This window comes from Microlunatus capsulatus (assembly GCF_017876495.1).
Classification (GTDB): Bacteria; Actinomycetota; Actinomycetes; order Propionibacteriales; family Propionibacteriaceae; genus Microlunatus; species Microlunatus capsulatus.
Window position 1 is genome coordinate 3,090,026 of sequence record NZ_JAGIOB010000001.1, and the last position, 16,368, is coordinate 3,106,393.

Sequence of the window (16,368 nt, forward strand, 5' to 3'; positions counted from 1 at the left end):
GTCGAGCTGCGGATCGAGGAGGGTCAGTGCCGAGCCTAGTCAAACACGGCCGTTGATGCGAGGATCGCCTCACTACTCATCGGGTGCGAGGGGGCGGGCTAATGGCGTGTGCATGCGAGAAGGCTGGGGCACGACAGTGCGCTTGGTGTAAAGAGGCCGTCGCGAACGGGTTCAAGAATCACAAGTGTCAGTGGCCCGGCACCTGCTCCTAATCGCGCCGCATGACCGCATGGGCACCGCGCGATTCGTCGCGTAGCGACCTATCACGGCGACGCTGGCGCGGGTGGCTGTACGCGACCTCAGCATTGATCGGTGGAGTCCAAAGCCGGGTTCTCCCACGCTGGCGGTCCTCTCGCTGATACCACCAGCATCGTTCCGCTGCGCCCGGTGTGGAAGATGTACCAGAGCGAACTAAGGAGAAACAGGTGGCCAAGGAAAACCGCGGATCGAACAAGAGCCGAGACAGCCAGAAGGCAAGCGCGGATCGAAGGCGGGAGGCTGAGCAGAAGCCTTCCAAGGTATTCACGGATAAGAGCACTCCGCACATGGATGGGCGGGGCCAAAGCGGTCAGCAGAAGCGCCGCTAGCTTCGATGGGTACGTTAATCTTCCTGCTCGTCGTGCTGGCAGTTGGTTATGCGCTGTACAGTTATGTCAGAGGTCGATCGGGTGTTGGGCCAGGTAGGGCTGACGATCATAAGCGGCTGACGGGGACTAGCACGTCTGTTCCTAGCCAAAGTAACGGACCCGAAATAAATCCAGACCACTGGATTGGGAGAAAGTTCCGAACCGAGCTATCCCTGGATGAGTCTCTGCGAGCGTTCGAGTCTGTTAAGGACGAGTGCTACGACATCACAAGCCGTGAAAGCCTGGTTTGGTCGATTCCAGAGGGTGCCGCCAACTTCCAGTCGACACAAGGTAGTCCAGCAATCCTGCCTCCAGCTCGTCTCGTCTCCTATGTGTTGGCTCGCGGTGGTCGAATCACGCTGGCACTATGGGATGGAATGATTTCTAATGGTGGTAACGGAGTCGACGGGTCATTGCGGGAAATGTGGTTCGTTCCGTCCGAGTTCGATCGCTCAGCAATCATGCCAATTGCAGGACGGTGGAAGGCGATGGATCCTTCTTTAGCCTCCATCGGCTGGGTTGAGTCCCCGCTTTGGGGCGCACGCTCGGATCCTCCAGCAGGCGGGTAGCTCGGCCCAGTGACCGCTTTCATGCCATCGGTTCAGGTAGCGAAAACACTTGTCGAACACGCTCCGCCAGGTCGCGACGAAGTCTCCCACCGTCCTGTTGTTGTCCCCGTTCTGTGACGCGCTCGATCGGTCGCCAACGGCGACTTGAGAACGCCGGTGTCCGAACGAGTAAGGGCCTGGCATCGTGCGAGTCGAGCAGCACACTTCGATCTACTCGTCAACGCGGGGGCGGTCTCTTCGTGCGCGGATCTCCTCAGCCGTAGCATCGAGTAGCTTTCGAGCCGTGTCCTTCGGCCGCGTAGCCGCCCTCGCGATCTTGATCTTGGAGAGTGATCCGTCGCGCTTGGTTAAGCCGCTGCGCTCGGCCACGGCTTCAGCCCCATTGATCAGATCGGAGGCGCCGAGGACCGCATCCGCGGCGGTCTTCGCTAAGTCGGTTTCGTCCAACTTCTGAGAGACCGCGGACTTGACTTTCTTGATTTTATTCCAGTCTGTCATTGACCTGGACACCTCCGCCGTTCACAATAGGGAGAAACTAGAATCTGTTGTACTGCTGCTGATAGCACCAGCATCGACCATCAATGTTCGAAGACAGCGCCTCGTGCGGTGCCACGCACCGGTTGGTTGAAGTTCGCCTTGGTGCGCGCCGTTCACGCGGACAGCAGTTCCTCAATCACGTTGTAGACGCGGTCGCGCTCACGAGCTGCGTTCATCGCAGCCTCGTCATTGCGGGTCTGCTGGAAGCGCTTGGCGAAGACTTGCCAGTTGAGGCGACCGAGGAAGATCCCGCCTGGGCCAGCGAACTCAATTACGAACTTGGCGGTCCTGCCGTCGCTACTGACGTAGTCGTCTTGGCCATACGTCGAGACTTTGGACCAAGGAATTTGGTCGAAGGCTGGACCTCCAAGGCCCATCATCTTCTTCTTGCCTGAGCAGACAAAGATGCCGAGGTGGCCAACGATTGCGAAGTTGGGGGAGTCCACTAACGCCTCTATAATTGCCTTACCAAAGCGGCACCAGGAGGCCGTAACGACGGCGTCTGCTCCCGGGAACGCTTGATTCAACGCCTGCTCGTAGACATTCCAATCGATGGGGACTACATCCCCCGTGACGGGCGCTGAGCGGGAGAGTTGCTGGATACGTGCGAGGTCGTCCGGATGGATCGACATAAGTCCCCCTGGAGGGTAAGAGTCCGACTGCTGACCGGAAGCATAGGGCACCGTTGCGTTGCTTGGGGCTCCGAAGCAAAGGTTGTTTGCTGCTTGTCCTCGTCCTCGGTGGCTTGGCCCGGCCGGCGTGCTAGCGCGTCGCTTCTCGCCAGGCGGTCGCGAGCACATAAACCACAGCTCCGCCTAGAACAACTGCGGAGGTGCTCCAACGGGCCAGGCCCAGCCCCCCTGGTCGATTAGCGGCTGGGGAGATGTTGCGGTATCCGCTCCGCCGTCCAGTCGCTTCCTTGAAGCCGCTCGAACTCGTCGGTGGCACCGGCTACTCTCGGGTTGTCGCCTAGTCTCTGCTTACCACACTAGCTCTCCACCGTGACGGCGGTTGTGCTTTTTCGCCGACGTCGACACCGGTACGTGATCCAACTGAGTGGATGAGCAACAGGAGCAGCGTCGGGGCTCTGGGCAACACGGCGCCCGATCGCGGCGTCAGCCTGTAGCCATGATAATCTGATGATTACAAACGTCGAAGGTTCATCTCATTAGAGGTTATTTCCGCTTCCAACCCCGCAATAGTGTTTATAATGTTTTGAGCCTCCCTGCTGCGGGAGTCGAGTCGAGATAGGCGTGCCTTCGCATTCGCCTGATCATTTCGAAGGCGAGCAATGTTGCTTCTCAACTCGCGCCGGGTTCGTTCCTTATCGTCTTGCATGGGAGATCGCTCCTTCGAGTCTTGTATTCCTATAATGCCGTTATTCAGGCTCAAGCAATTGATCCACTCAGGGCCAGCAATTGCGTCGGCTACTACCTCGACGTGATATAGATCTGCCGCGGCGTCAACTGTGGTGATGTGGGGATCTGAAGGAAACGCCTTGGTCGAGGCTTACTTTGCTTGATAGCCGGAAGCCGTCGATGCCCATCGGTCACCTGGCAGTCAGGATCTTAACCGTGAGCCAGCCCCCAGGGAATGCTGCGACGGGCTCGGTCGAGTTCCCGACGGCCACGCGTAGGATTAAGAGCAGTTACCCCATTGGCAATTGTGACGCGAGGGTTGCTTCCCCTGCCCCTCCGCCTCCTTGCACCAAGCGCACCTTGACTTGCGGGCCTCGACGCATGCGCACGCCATGACTGCCCCCATGTACTAGGCGGTGTAGCCGTCAATCGGCTAGTGTCCCGAAGCCTGAGGGCGGCGAGACCGTCTGTCAAGAGCGGTAAGTCGCCATCGAGACGTCCACGAGTGGTAGGGCCAGGCTCCCCCGTGCGGAGTCACCGTCATCAGTTGCACGGCGATACTCTGGCGGCGTCCAGGCTACGGATCGGGAGTGAGGCCCGACTCTAGGTGGGCTCGTACGCGCTGGCGCGGTGAAGACCAGCCATCCCCGCCAACTTGCCGAGCGCGGCGAGGCCTTGTCTGCCCCCAAGGCAGGGTCGGCAGGGGGGTCACGGTCTTCCCTGTTACTCGGCGGTGCGGTGCTCGCCGGGTCCGTGGTCCCAAACGTTTACGAGGCAAGCCAGGTGCGCCCAGCCCTGAGCGTCGAGACCCGGCACCAGTGCAGCCCGCTCGCCGGCAGCCAGCGGCTCGTCGCACCTTGAGCACCGAACACCAGCTGGCGCGAACCCCTACAAGGTTGCGTCACCAGCCCAACCGCTCATGGGAACAGGCTAGGCCCGTCGACGTTGCATCACGAGCGCAATGAAGCTGCGCTTCCACTCGGGCAACCGCGGCCTCACTAGGCGGAGCACCTGTTAGCAATTCGCGTCGTCAAGCGCGTCCCGCCAGCGTGTTGCGCTCTGGCTGCGGACGGAGGTCAGCTCAACCCGCGGAGAGACTGCAATGCCGCGATGGCCGACCCCGGTGGGAGCTCGTAAGCGGGGGAAGCGCCGGCTCTCAGAGTGTGCAGGGCGGTGGTCTTGCCTGCCCCGGCGGGGGCGATGGCCAGTTGCAGCCGCGAGCCTGACGTGGCCATCGCCCGCACCAGCGCCGTCTGGCCGGGGTCGAGCTGCCTGCCGTTGGCGGCGGCCTCGAGCAGGGCCAGCTCGACCGAAGCGTGGTCGACCGTCCAGCCGTCGCGAAGGCCGGCGGTGGCGACCAGGCGTTGCTCGGCGGTGAGGATGCGGGCGGAGGTATAAAGGTCAGCGCCGGCGATGGTGTAGACCGACGAGCCGTCCGCGCGCCGCAGAGACGCGGGCTCGGTGATCCCGTCGTCAGGCGGGGTCAGTGGGATGCAACGCTGCAGGGCGTGGTCGACGAGCTGGTCGATGACCCGCTCGACCTGATCCAGGGGTAGGTCGGCATCCCGGACCTGGCGGAGCGCTTCGGCCCGCAGGTGCCAGGTCTGCCAGGTCGACCGGTGCTCCTCCACCGTCGCCACCACCTGCTGAGCAGTCGCCGCCAGCCAGGCGGCCGTCACTGTCTGAAATGGAACTGCTGGGGGCTGTAGGACAGTTCGGAGCATGCCGCGGAGTTGCTGCGCGCCGCCGAGCAGGTGCACGGCCTCGGCGTGCCAGGTGGCGCGCTGCTCGAGCAGGGTCCGGGGCTCATGCTTCGCATCGCGGGTATCCAGCGTGGCCTGTTGCGCCAGCTGCAGCGCCTCCACCGGCGTCGGCGGCCGACCGTGCTCCTGCTGGAATCGACCAGCCAGCTCGCCCTCCCGGACCACGACGACCTTCCGCCGTGCCGACCAGCGTTCATTGAGGGCGGGGTCGACGCCGACGATCTCGCGCACCGGCCGCTTCCGCGGGTCCGGGTTCGGCCGTTCCGTGAACCGGACGCGGAGCCGATCGGTGAGGTGGTGTTCGAGGGCGGTGTTGTAGGTCTCCGACGCGGTCACCTTCGCCTTGAACAGCAGCCGGCCGTCGATCGACAGCCACTTCCCGGCCAGCGTCTGCACCTTATTCGCCACCGCCACATGCGTGTGCAGATCCGGGTCGCCCGCCCGGCTGTCCCGATGCGTGAACGCCGCCGCCACCAAGCCGCGGACGTCGACCTGCCGCACCCCACCCCTCCCCTCGCGGGTGAACAAGGCGTGCTGCTCGAGGAACCGCAACGCGTCCGCCACAGCCGCTTGATGCGCCTGCTCGATCAGCGCGGCGGTCCTCGGGTCGGCGACCGCCCACAGCGACGACACCGACTTCACCGGGGAGAACGTGAGGTCGTACCCGGCGACCGTCGTTGACCGCGGCCGGGACAGCTTCGCCAGTGCCCCGGACAACTCACGGGCATCCGCCGGCTCACGGCCATGCTCGACACGGAAGAAATCTCGCGCCACCTCCGACCGGATCCGCGCCCGCTCATCCGCCGGGATCGCGGATCCCGCCGGGCCGCCGGCCGCCTGATTGAAGGCTGCGAACCGAACGGCCACCTCACGCTGGAATGGCGGCATCTCGCTCGACCCGCTGCTGAAGGGCAGCCCCAAGAAGGGCGGTGGTAGGAGCGCCGGTAAGTCCCCGAGCTCCTCGAGCTGACCGGCCAACGGGTGCCGGCCCTCCCCGAACAGGCACCGCATCTGCTCCGCCGTCACAACATCGCCGGCGACCAGGCCGTGGATGCCGGCCATGCCCGAGCCCACCCAAACCCCAGGCGTTTCCCCTCGCTCGGTGTAGTACGACGCCAGCCCGACCCGGCCCTTGTGGGTAGCGTCCAGCGCAGCCACCTGCCGGGTCAGGTAGTCATATCCCGACCCGGCCGACAGCTTGTGGATACTCATCGTCACACCCGCCTGAAGGAGGGGGAACGTGCCAGAGGGTCAACGCGGGGCGGGGGTACGACCCGACGGTGCACCAGGTGTGTGGCGGATCGCTCCTTGCTAGATCGATGGGACGCTGCGGGGCTATCCCGCGGTGGCGCCTCTGCTCGACTCCCTTGCCTCGCCCGCCGCCGAGTTGAGGGGAGAGGGCCACCCTCGGCTGGGGTAGAGGCGGCAGATGCCGCTACGAGACAGGGCACTCCCTTCCGGTTAGCGGTGTTGGTATCGGGTCACCGCTGCCTCGGCGTGCACTTCGAACCTCCGCACTGGTGCCCCCATCAGAAGATTGGGCTGACCAGCCAAGGCCGGTCGAGACCGTGACGCCCTCTGAGTAGGCGGAAACCGGGTAGTCGCGGCGGGCGCTCAATACCACTCAGGCGCCACTGGCCGGGTCGAGGAACTGAGGGTGGGTGGGAGTCAACGCCACCAGCTAGCCGAGTCGGTTCCAGCTGGACAGCCGCTACAGCAAGGCGTGGTGCCGTGAGCGTGTGTACGGATGGCGAAGCGACACCGTCGGTCCACGCTCGGCAGAAACCAAGCTTGAGAGCCAGGCATCTACCGTGACAGGAAGCGCGGCGGAGCCGTCAGCCCTACCGAGTCGCGCTTCTCACGCCCTAGTCGAGACCTTCATTGCTTGAGCGCGTCGCCCACTGATCGGCCGCTGCACCCGAGCTGGTGGAACGCACTCGACGTGGGCAACCGCCCCCCGAGGCCTCGCCATGGACGCTATGCGAGGGTTCCCGACACCCGACCTAGCGGACATACGTCCATCACATCGGTCATGCGGCTATAGTCTTACGAGCCGTCCCCCCCTCCCCCCGGCCCGCTGAGGCTCTACCCTCCCTGACAAACCTCGTGTAATTTTGGAGCACCTGGAGAGTGACCGGGCTCGTGCTGCCTGTGGTTTCGGGAAGTCGACTCCGCCCATCCGATTGGCTCTTGGGACGATCGGGAGTGCGACTGCCGACCTAATTGGAATGAGTTGGTCTTGCGCGACGCAAGTGACGGGGGGCAAGGTGACACTTTCCTTATATCGAACGGCCGAGGGCGCTCTGGGCGATCATCGCGAGCAGCCAATCTTCTTGGTGTCTTTGCGCGCCCTCAGCGTCCATACTGGCTGCGACTACGAGTTGATATTCGATGAGAAGCTAGTTCGCAGGGTCGATAGAATGTTTGGGTCCCCGGCCGCCGCGCAGTTCAGGATAGATGCGGATGTTGAGGGCATCCGTCTCGCGATCCTTAATGTAGCTGCGGAGGCTCCCGAAGCGATCACAGATGCACAGATTCGGGAGCTCTGCGCCACATACTCTTCTGAGATTCGGAAGCCCTGGACAATCAATTTGCTTGACCTTGTGGAGAGTGAACAGCCAGTGGTCCAGGAATTACTAGACGCCATCGTGGAGTATTATGGTGTTGACTACTTCCGAGCCTTTGAGCGACATGGGGCCCTCACCGACCCGACCGGGCGCGAAGATCAAGAGGAGCAGCTCCGCCTCGCGTCTGGCCAGCGGCTGCCGCCCATGCACCCGGATCTCAGGGACATGCTGGCGTTCATCGCTCAATCGTCGACCAACGGAGACGTGCGAAGAGGCGGGGCAGTCGGTTCCGTCATCCGGGACCCCGTCACTGCCGCGTTCGAAGCTATCGGATCGCGCTGGATGTTCGAGCGCGCCATAGAGGCTGAGGATCTACCTTGGGCCATGAGTGCGGCGTTGTTGGCCATGGAAATCCATCCATTGGGGACCATTGGTTTACAGGTGATGGAGCTGCTTCTTACCATGCGTGCTGACAACCAGTTCGGTGATCTCGACTCTGAGGCGAAATGTCATTACTGTAGCGGCACCATCGATGCAGTGGCCATCAGTGCCGTGGTCCCAGCGCTTCGCTTGGGCCGCTGGATCTGCAGCCGACACAACAGGGAACCAGATTTATTTGGATGATCTTCATGACTTCGAGTACTTGAGCCGCAGGTGGGATCCATATCTTATTGAGGGTCGGGTCAACTGGCAGGAAAAGTCGGACTTCTTGCAGCGGATCGCCTATGGTGATGACGAGTTCGATCAGCCCGCCATACTTGAGCGCACGCAAATCGCGCTTTTCCTGCGGAGACGTTGGGGTCTGCCTGTCGTCCTCACCTCGCCGGAGGGACTTCAATCTAGTACTACGGCGCTTCACGGTGAGCAGAACGAAGCCCTCCAGCTGGGTCGCTTCAGTATCCGGCGCTTCTCCGGATTTCAGCGGGGTGATGGTTACCTCGTCGTGGACAAGAACCACTATCGACGCTCAGGCTTATGGATTCTGCTACACGAGCTCGGGCACGTCGCCCATCACGCCAGTACATTCACGGAGGCGAGCGACATCTATCGCGCCCTGGCGCGTAACCCAGCGGCCACTGGGGAATTTGGCAGGAGCTTGATCGGCAAGTTCTCCAGTCCAGTCATGGAGGATGACGCCGACCGCTTCGCGGCACACTGGCTGCTGCGTGGAAGGGTCGCCGGTTGGCGACCGGATTCTCACCTCGACGCACTTGGCTGGGCCGTCGCACGGCTGAGCATTGCATTCGACGGCTGCTACCCGGATGCCAGCACGAAAGCGAAAGCAGTTGTGCTGAACCGTGAGGGTGCGCAACTCCAGCAGATGATCAGTGGGGGCAGTGGTCCGCTAGGTCAAGCGCCAGACAGGAGAGCCGCCCATGCGGTCTTCGAGGCGGCAGGATTGCTGCAGGAGCCGACCAGTCCGCAACGGCTGGCCGAGTCGAGTCTCACTTCAGTAGGGAGTCTGCAATCGCCGTTGCGCACGATATACCCCGATGAGTTGGGCTCACTTGATTGGCGAAGGGAGTGGGATCCGATCTTGGTGCGGTCGCCGGGAGCTCGAGTTCGATACTACGTCGCCATCGCGCCCCGCGCGGCACTGTCGAATCCGAGTGATGATACAACATGTTTATGGAGAAGTGTATACCGAATGGACCGCATCAACGGCCGCGATCGCCCCCTTGAATCATGGTTGAGGCAGCACCGGGAATCACCCCATGCTGGACTGATGCTGTTCTTCCGAACTCCGGCTGAACGCTTGATCGATACGAACCAAGTGACTTTGGGAGATGAGTACGAATGAATGGCACCCTCACGATTGATGTTGAGAATTGGGAGCAGGAACCGCTCCTCGCAATCGGGCATGATCGACGAGTGGCGTTGCGTGCGACGCAGCGCAGTATCCTACTCCAGGGACTCCTTGATGTGCTTGGAGAGCGGGTGCGGATCGAGCCGCCGGTGAAGACGAGTATGGATCACACCGCCGCGAGTAGTGCTCCTCTTCTCATTCGCGGAACACGGATATTCATATCGCTCAGCGGGCTTCCGGGTAAATCAATTGCTAATGCCGTCAACCTTACGATCCTGTATTTGGGCGGAGCGCTAAATGGTCCGGCCGAGGCCGGCGTGGCGGGCGTTGCAAGCACCGTGCAGGCCTTCTATGAATCGTGCTTTCGCTTGTCCCCATGTCAACTTGAGCTCGTCCGCACAATCGCGGAACTCAAGCAGGTGTCCGGGTGCGTCACCGAAGAGGCCGCTAGTGCCGCGCTAGGTGATGACGTTCAGGAAGTCCTATCGGATCTACTGCGCGACGGCGTCGTAGTTGACGAGGGTGGTTGTCTCCGCATCACACTCTAGTTTAGATCAGCCATCGTGGCAGCCGCTGCACGTGCTCGCATATGCAATCGTTCCCCTCGCCCGATTCCCTTCGGGAAAATGCCTCTCGATCACCCGAAGCTCGCATCCTGGTTGCCACGATCCTTGTCCGGACGTCCACCACGGGGCGTCCGGGCGGTGGAGGCACCGACCCGTCTGCGGCGCTGCGGCTGCGGCACCCGCAGCCCTCGTCGGACCACAGCCGCTGGATCTTCTTGTGGTTACCCGCCAGACCTTCCGCGGGCGTGGCGAACGCAGCGGAACCACACCGCATGCTTCCGGGCATAGTCGCGGAGCCTCGGCGTAGGGCAGCATTCGGACCGGCCGCTGTCGTGGCGGTGGCTTGGTGGCGTTGCGTCCTCTCTGGTGCTGCCCGGTCACCCAGGCGAACCGTTCACCGAAGCCCATCACGTCGATGAGGTGGTGCACGGCTGCCCGTCGCCGGCGGATTGAGAGTTTCCCGAGACGATCTCCTCCAGCGCCGCCTTCCTCCAGCTCGACGTCAGCGAGCACCCGCTCAAGGTTCAGTTGTCAGGCTCGAGCTCTTTCAGCTACTTGCCGTCGTCGGCCTCCAACCCGCCGAACTAGTTCCGCCACCGGTAGTGCGTCTGCTTCGACACCTGCAGTTGGCGACAAACATCAGCGACTTCCTTGCCTTCACCGAGAGGCGGGTGCTTAAGTGAACTTACGGATCGCCTGCTCCGGTGTCTATCTCTTCCTCGTCGGTCATGGCGGGTCGACTCTTCCTGCCCAGAGGCTGGGCAGCAAGGCTCCCACTCGACCTGGATCAACCAGCAGGGGTCAGGCCCGAGGCACGGTCGCCAGCCTTTCGGCATCCCGTCGCCCTAGCGGCTCTCCACCCAGGTCGGGTCGACTTTCTGATCAAGCGGGGCCAGGTAGCGCCGGCCTGCTTGATGTTCCAGCTCTTGTTGGCGTCGAAAGCGGCAACGGGCAATCGACGCCAGGGCGGCGCACCACCGCCAGCCGCGCGGGTCGTCGTCGAGGTTGCGGCCGCCTTTGAGGTTGGCACTGGGTGAAGCCGGCTTCCGCGGACGAGGTGTACGGGGTCCGAAGCTGGTCGTCCTCACGGCCGGCTCTTGAACCTTGAGGCGTAACCCGGGACGCCGCGATCACGGCTACGGGCAGCCGGCATAGGGGCTTCTCCGCCGCTTGGCCTCGATGTGCCAAGAAGCGAGCTCAATCCTTCCGATGGCCCTGTGTGGACGAACCGGCGTGGCCTGGCCTAGACGAGCGGCGAGTGCCAGTCGGCGATGGGCGGCCCATCGTGGCGGCGTGGTCGTCCGCTCACGGCTGGGTCCCCGGATCGAACCTTCGGTGCGGGTGATCGCTGGAGGACTCCGAGCGCCTCACGGAAATGAGGTCACACTGTCCACAGGTTCTAGACGTCGCTGGCTGAAAGTCCGGCCGGAGGGAAAACTGCGACGGTCGAGCTCGATCGGGTCGGATAACTAGGCGAGTTGGAGGTTCGCGATGGAGAAGCTCTTGTTAACCACGCAGGAAGCGGCGGAGTCGCTGGGGGTGAGCCGGTCCCAGCTGTACGAGCTGATGCGCCGGCATGAGGTGGTAAGCATTCTGATCGGCCGGTCTCGCCGGATACCGGCGGCCGCCCTGCGCGAGTACGTGCAGCGACTCGCCGAGGACGCCTGGGTGGCATGAGTCGCCGGTCGAACGGCGAGGGCTCGGTCTATCGGCGCGCAGACGGACGCTGGACCGGTGCTCACTACGTGCTGCGTCCCGACGGCGGGCGGGTGCGGCGGGCGGTGTACGCGAGGACGCAGCGAGAGGCCGTGGCGAAACTCGCCCAGCTGGTGGCGAAGACGGCGGCGGGCGTGCCCCTGGCTGTGGAGGCGTGGACGGTGGAGTCCTATGCCTCGCACTGGATGGGTCATGTGGTGGCGCCCCGGCTGCGGCCGGCGACCATCTCGTCCTACCGGGCGACTTTGCGCTTGCACATCGTGCCGGGACTGGGTCGGTACCCGCTGCGCCGGCTGACGCCGACGCATGTCCGGGCGCTGCTGGCGGCAAAGCAGGAGGCTGGCCTGTCGGTGCGGTCAGTGCAGATCATCCACTCGACCTTGCGGGCCATGTTGGCGGAGGCGATGCGTGACGAGCTGGTGGAGCGGAACGTCGCTGCGCTGGTGCGAGCGCCTAGGGCGGAGCAGGTGGAGGTTCAGCCCTGGACGCCCGAGGAGGCAGGCATCTTCCTCCGGTCAGCGCGGGAGGACCGGCTCTACGCGCTGTTCGCGGTCGGTGTCGGCCTGGGAATGCGACGCGGCGAGCTGCTGGGCCTGCAATGGGCCGACGTCGACCTGGATCGTCGCGTGGTCCATGTGCGTCACAACGCGCAGCGGGTCTACGGCTACGGCATGGTGTTCGGGCCGCCGAAGTCCGCCAACTCACGCCGGGATATCCCGCTGCCGGCGGTGACGGTCAGGGTGCTGGAGGAGCACCGGAAGCGGCAGGAGTCGGAGCGTGCGGCGATGGAGCCGTACTGGCAGGACACCGGGCTTGTCTTTACGACGACGATCGGAACCGTCATTGAGCCGCGGAACCTGGCACGGGTGTTGGACGCACTGATCGCTGAGGCCGGGGTGCGGCGGATCCGGCTGCATGACATGCGGCACACGTGCGCTTCACTGCTGCTGGCGCAGGGGGTGCCGGCGCGGGTCGTGATGGAGGTCCTGGGGCACTCGCAGCTGGGGATCACGATGAACCTCTACTCGCATGTGATGCCGTCCGCGCTGCGCGAGGCGGCCGACGCGATCGACCGTGCGCTCGGAGGTCAGGAATGACCGTTGCTGTCAGCGTTGCTGTCACCCGGCCCTTCGACAGGCTCAGAATGCGGAGCGCAAGGCTGTGACTAGGCCAAACGTGGAGCTGACGGTCGGACTCGAACCGACAACCGCCTGTTTACAAGACAGGTGCGCTACCAATTGCGCCACGCCAGCACGCGTGCGCGACACAGCCTACTGACACCGGACTCCCGGCCAACGCTGCGCGACGAGCAGGCGAACGCCCGGTGCCGACGGGTCGACCAGGAGGTGGCGACAAGGGGCGCGGACCCCTGGTTATCGTGAGGCGATGCCACACCTCCGATCTGCGCTGCGGGCCTACGCCCTCGCCGTGCTCCTCGCCGTGTGCTCAGGGGTGGTGGCGGTCGTCGTCGCGGCGGAGTTCCAGCTGCCGCTGCGCGACCCGGACGGCTTCCTGGGCCCGGCGTGGGTCCGGCTGCCGGCGATCGTCGCGCTGTTCGTCGCCCTCGACGTGATCCCGCGCGCTATCCACCGACGACGGCACGTCCTGCACGTGCTGCGCGAGCGCTACGAGCCGGCGCGGGCCGCGCTGGTCGTCGTCGGGCTCGGCACCTTCTACCTCAGCTACGTCTCCTACCGGAACCTCAAGGGCGCGCTGCCCTTCGCCCGGCCGGAGGTGCAGGACAGCGACCTGCTCCTGCTCGACCGGCTGCTCGCGCTCGGCCACGACCCGTCGCACCTGCTGCACACCGCGCTCGGCGCCGGCGTCGCGGCCTACGTGCTGTCGGCGGTCTACCTCGTCTTCCTCGGCTTCGTGCCCTTCTCGGTGGTCGCGGCGCTGATCTGGCTGCGCGACGTCCGGGCGGCGTCCTGGTACGTCACCGCGCTGTGCCTCAACTGGATCCTCGGCACCGTCACCTACTACCTCGTCCCCTCCCTGGGACCGGTGTTCGTGCGGCCCGAGCGGTACGCCGACCTGCCCGACACCGGCGTCACCAGCCTGCAGCTGGGACTCGCCGAGACCCGGCTCGACGTCCTCATCAACCCCTTCTCGGCCGAGGGGATCGCCGGCGTCGCCGGGTTCGCGTCGCTGCACACCTCGGTCGTCTTCACCGCCGCGCTGGTCGCGCACAAGCTCGCGCTGCCGCGGGTCTTGCGCTGGACGCTCTGGGTGTTCCTGGCCCTCACCCTGACGGCCACCATCTACTTCGGCTGGCACTACCTCGTCGACGACCTCGCCGGTCTGGCGCTCGGAGCCAGCGCCGTCGCGATCGCCGGCTGGGCCAGCCGTGCCGTCGACATCGAGCTGTCCCGGGCGCACGTCCTCGAGGAGCAGCCGGTCACCAGCGGCGCGACCGTCGGCTGAGGGCTCAGCCCAGGCCCTGCAGCAGCCGCTCCAGGTGCACGGGTTCCAGCGGCAGCACCGGCATGAGGCGCAGCAGCAGCCCCGCCGCCGCCAGCGCCACCAGCCCGACACCCGTCCCGCGACCAACGGCAGCGGACCGCTCAACTGGAGGCCGGGGGGTCAGCAGGACCGCTGCGCACAGCGCCCCTACCGTCGCCAGCGCCCACCAGCGTCGGTAGTCGATGCCGACCACCGACAGCGCCAGCGCGACCGCCACCGAGCCGACCACGAGCAGCCGGAAGGTCCGGTCGGACCGCGAAGGCCCCAGCAGCCGCCAGACCAGGCCCAGCAGCAGCAGGTGCACCGCCGCCCAGAGCGCCGTCGTCACCAGCACGCTCGGCACCGAGGTCGTCGCGTCGTAGGCCCTGAGGTTGTCGAGCAGCCCGTGGCCGAGCCGGGAGACGGCGTCGTGGTCCGCCGGCCCGCGCGGCAGCGGCTCGGGCGGACCCACCCCGGCCGCCGCGGCGTCGCCCCGCGCCCGCAGGATCGCAGCGGACGGCACGGGGACGACCGCGCTGAGCACGGCCAGCGCCACCCCGGGCAGCACCGCCAGCGCCGGCCACGGCACCCGGGCCGTCGGGAACGCCGACCGCAGCGCCAGCCAGGCCAGCGGCAGCACGAGCACGGCGAGCAGCTCCTCCGCCCCGACGGCGGCCGAGGTCAGCACCACCACGAGAACGACGGCGAGCAGCGGGGGCAGCCGGGCCCACGGCAGCGTCACCAGGAGCACGGCCACCAGCACGCCGAGCGCGTCCGGCCGGCCGAGGTCACGGGCGGTGTGGGACACCCCGAGCGGCGTGACCAGCACGGCGGCGGCCACGGCCAGGGCGGTCCCGCGGTCCGGGGCCCGGCGGGCCAGCGCCACCGCCAGCACGACCAGGGCCGCGATCCCGGCCACCGTCAGCCCGACGCCCGCTGCGTTCGCCAGTGCCAGGCTCGGGGGACCGCCCGCCACCGCCCGCAGCACCGCGCCGGGCAGGCCACGGCGGACGAAGCCGTCGTCGTAGCCCAGCCACCACAGCGGGGCGACGTAGGGGGTCATGGGGTCCGGCCGGAGGGCACGGACGACCAGGGCGACCGCCGTGGCCACCAGCACCACGGCCGTCAGCAGGACGGCCGCGCCGAGCGCGAGGCCCGGCACCCGGCCGGAGGGCGCACCCGCCCAGGGAGGGCGCGGCCCCGCCGGGCCAGAGCCCACCGGCCTAGCCGCCGACGCCCGGACCGGCCAGGAAGACGGTCCCGGTCCCGCTGACGACGAGCTCCTCACCCGCCCGGGCGAAGGCCGACTGACCGCGGCCCAGCCGCAGGTCGTCGGACGCGCCCTCGACGACGACCTCGCCCTCGGTCACCAGCAGCACGCGCGCGGCACCGGTGCCGGGTACCTCGACGACGGTCTCGCGCGGCTCGAGGCGCCAGAGGGCGAACTCGGGCGCCGGCGTGGGGTAGCGCCAGCAGCCGGGCGCCTCCTCGACGGGCTCGACGTAACCGGGGAAGCCGGGGGTGAAGTCGAGGATGGCGAGCAGCTCGTCGACGTCGACGTGCTTGGGGGTCAGCCCGCCGCGCATCACGTTGTCGGAGTTGGCCATGATCTCCACGCCGCCGCCGTGCAGATAGGCGTGCAGGTTGCCGGCGGGCAGGAACACCGCCTGATGCGGCGTCAGGGAGACCCGGTTCATCAGCAGCCCGGCCAGCACGCCGGGGTCGCCGGGGTTGTGCGCGGCCAGCTCCTGCGCGGTCCGGGCGAAGAGCGCGACCTCGTCGTCCGGCGCGTCGAGCGCCGCCGCGGCCGCCGCCACCTGCCCCACGACGTCCCGCTCGTCCCCGCTCAGCCGCAGCAGCCGCGCGAAGACGGCGGCCAGCCGCTCGTCCGGCGGTGTCGACTCCTCGGCCAGGGGAGCGACCAGCTCCAGCGCCGCCGGCACCCCCAGCTGGGCGAACAGGGCGTGGGTGGCGTCGGGGTCGCGGAAGCCGCAGAGCGCCTCGCTGTCCTGCAGCGCGCAGAGCATCTCCGGCTTGGGCCACGTGTCCTTGTAGAGCCGGTCGGAGGCATCGAGCGCGACGCCCGCCTCCTCCTCGCGGGCGTAGCCCTCCTCGGCCTGCGCCCGCGTCGGGTGCGCCTGCAGCGACAGCGGCTTGTCGGCCGCCAGCACCTTGAGCAGGAACGGCAGCCCGTCGCCGAAGTCGCGCACGACCGCGGCGCCCACCATACCGGCCGGGTCCGCGGCGATCACGTCGGTGAGCGGGCGGTCACCCAGCGTCGACGGGGCCGAGGTGTGCGCACCCAGCCAGAGCTCGGCCTGCGGCTCGCCGGTCGGCTCCTCGCCCAGCAGGGCGGGGATGAAGGTCCGCGAGCCCCAGGCGTAGGGCTGCCGGACCCCGGTCAGCAGCTCGGCCAC

The 16,368-nt window shown here is 66.1% G+C and carries 10 protein-coding genes and 1 tRNA gene; 6 read left to right on the top strand and 5 right to left on the bottom strand.

Annotation, left to right across the window (positions count from 1 at the left end; genetic code table 11):
• Positions 1-1,845: 1,845 nt before the first annotated feature.
• Together JOF54_RS14280 and mobF are read right to left on the bottom strand one after the other, a co-directional pair.
• Positions 1,846-2,364, bottom strand: coding sequence for a hypothetical protein (locus JOF54_RS14280; protein ID WP_210056999.1), 519 nt, complete (start codon positions 2,362-2,364; stop codon positions 1,846-1,848).
• A gap of 1,802 nt (positions 2,365-4,166) precedes the next feature.
• Complete coding sequence (gene mobF / locus JOF54_RS14285; RefSeq protein WP_210057007.1) at positions 4,167-6,065, bottom strand: MobF family relaxase; 1,899 nt, start codon at positions 6,063-6,065, stop codon at positions 4,167-4,169.
• 1,124 nt (positions 6,066-7,189) lie between these two features.
• On the opposite strand from mobF, the gene JOF54_RS14290 reads away from it, so the two are divergent.
• The 5 genes from JOF54_RS14290 (at position 7,190) to JOF54_RS14310 (ending at position 12,606) form a co-directional block, all read left to right on the top strand.
• Positions 7,190-8,044 carry a hypothetical protein gene (locus tag JOF54_RS14290; protein WP_210057010.1) on the top strand — a complete coding sequence of 285 codons (855 nt, stop codon included), beginning with the start codon at positions 7,190-7,192 and terminating at the stop codon, positions 8,042-8,044.
• Positions 8,037-9,221 (top strand): hypothetical protein, encoded by a 1,185-nt coding sequence (locus JOF54_RS14295; RefSeq protein WP_210057012.1) that lies wholly within the window; start codon positions 8,037-8,039, stop codon positions 9,219-9,221. The genes JOF54_RS14290 and JOF54_RS14295 overlap by 8 nt, the downstream gene beginning before the upstream one ends.
• Positions 9,218-9,775, top strand: a complete 558-nt coding sequence (locus JOF54_RS14300) for a hypothetical protein (RefSeq protein WP_210057014.1) — start codon at positions 9,218-9,220, stop codon at positions 9,773-9,775. Before JOF54_RS14295 ends, JOF54_RS14300 begins: the two co-directional genes overlap by 4 nt.
• Before the next feature lie 1,509 nt (positions 9,776-11,284).
• Complete coding sequence (locus JOF54_RS14305; RefSeq protein WP_210057016.1) at positions 11,285-11,470, top strand: helix-turn-helix domain-containing protein; 186 nt, start codon at positions 11,285-11,287, stop codon at positions 11,468-11,470.
• Entirely contained in the window at positions 11,467-12,606 is a 1,140-nt protein-coding gene (locus tag JOF54_RS14310; RefSeq protein WP_210057017.1) for a tyrosine-type recombinase/integrase, read from the top strand. Before JOF54_RS14305 ends, JOF54_RS14310 begins: the two co-directional genes overlap by 4 nt.
• An 80-nt stretch (positions 12,607-12,686) precedes the next feature.
• Here JOF54_RS14310 and JOF54_RS14315 read toward each other — a convergent pair.
• A tRNA-Thr gene (locus JOF54_RS14315) sits at positions 12,687-12,762 on the bottom strand.
• Positions 12,763-12,895: 133 nt separating this feature from the next.
• On the opposite strand from JOF54_RS14315, the gene JOF54_RS14320 reads away from it, so the two are divergent.
• On the top strand, positions 12,896-13,933 hold the full coding sequence (locus JOF54_RS14320; protein ID WP_210057019.1) for a phosphatase PAP2 family protein: 1,038 nt from the start codon (positions 12,896-12,898) through the stop codon (positions 13,931-13,933).
• Between the two features lie 4 nt (positions 13,934-13,937).
• Here JOF54_RS14320 and JOF54_RS14325 read toward each other — a convergent pair whose 3' ends face one another.
• Positions 13,938-15,113, bottom strand: a complete 1,176-nt coding sequence (locus JOF54_RS14325) for a hypothetical protein (RefSeq protein WP_210057021.1) — start codon at positions 15,111-15,113, stop codon at positions 13,938-13,940.
• Between the two features lie 61 nt (positions 15,114-15,174).
• On the bottom strand, positions 15,175-16,368 hold the full coding sequence (gene manA / locus JOF54_RS14330; RefSeq protein ID WP_307804190.1) for a mannose-6-phosphate isomerase, class I: 1,194 nt from the start codon (positions 16,366-16,368) through the stop codon (positions 15,175-15,177).

Excerpts from the sequence above, each read along its gene's own strand:
- JOF54_RS14310 (WP_210057017.1), top strand. The coding sequence starts at position 11,467 with ATGAGTCGCCGGTCGAACGGCGAGGGCTCGGTCTATCGGCGCGCAGAC.
- JOF54_RS14280 (WP_210056999.1), bottom strand. The coding sequence starts at position 2,364 with ATGTCGATCCATCCGGACGACCTCGCACGTATCCAGCAACTCTCCCGC.
- mobF (WP_210057007.1), bottom strand. The coding sequence starts at position 6,065 with ATGAGTATCCACAAGCTGTCGGCCGGGTCGGGATATGACTACCTGACC.
- JOF54_RS14320 (WP_210057019.1), top strand. The coding sequence starts at position 12,896 with ATGCCACACCTCCGATCTGCGCTGCGGGCCTACGCCCTCGCCGTGCTC.
- JOF54_RS14305 (WP_210057016.1), top strand. The coding sequence starts at position 11,285 with ATGGAGAAGCTCTTGTTAACCACGCAGGAAGCGGCGGAGTCGCTGGGG.
- JOF54_RS14300 (WP_210057014.1), top strand. The coding sequence starts at position 9,218 with ATGAATGGCACCCTCACGATTGATGTTGAGAATTGGGAGCAGGAACCG.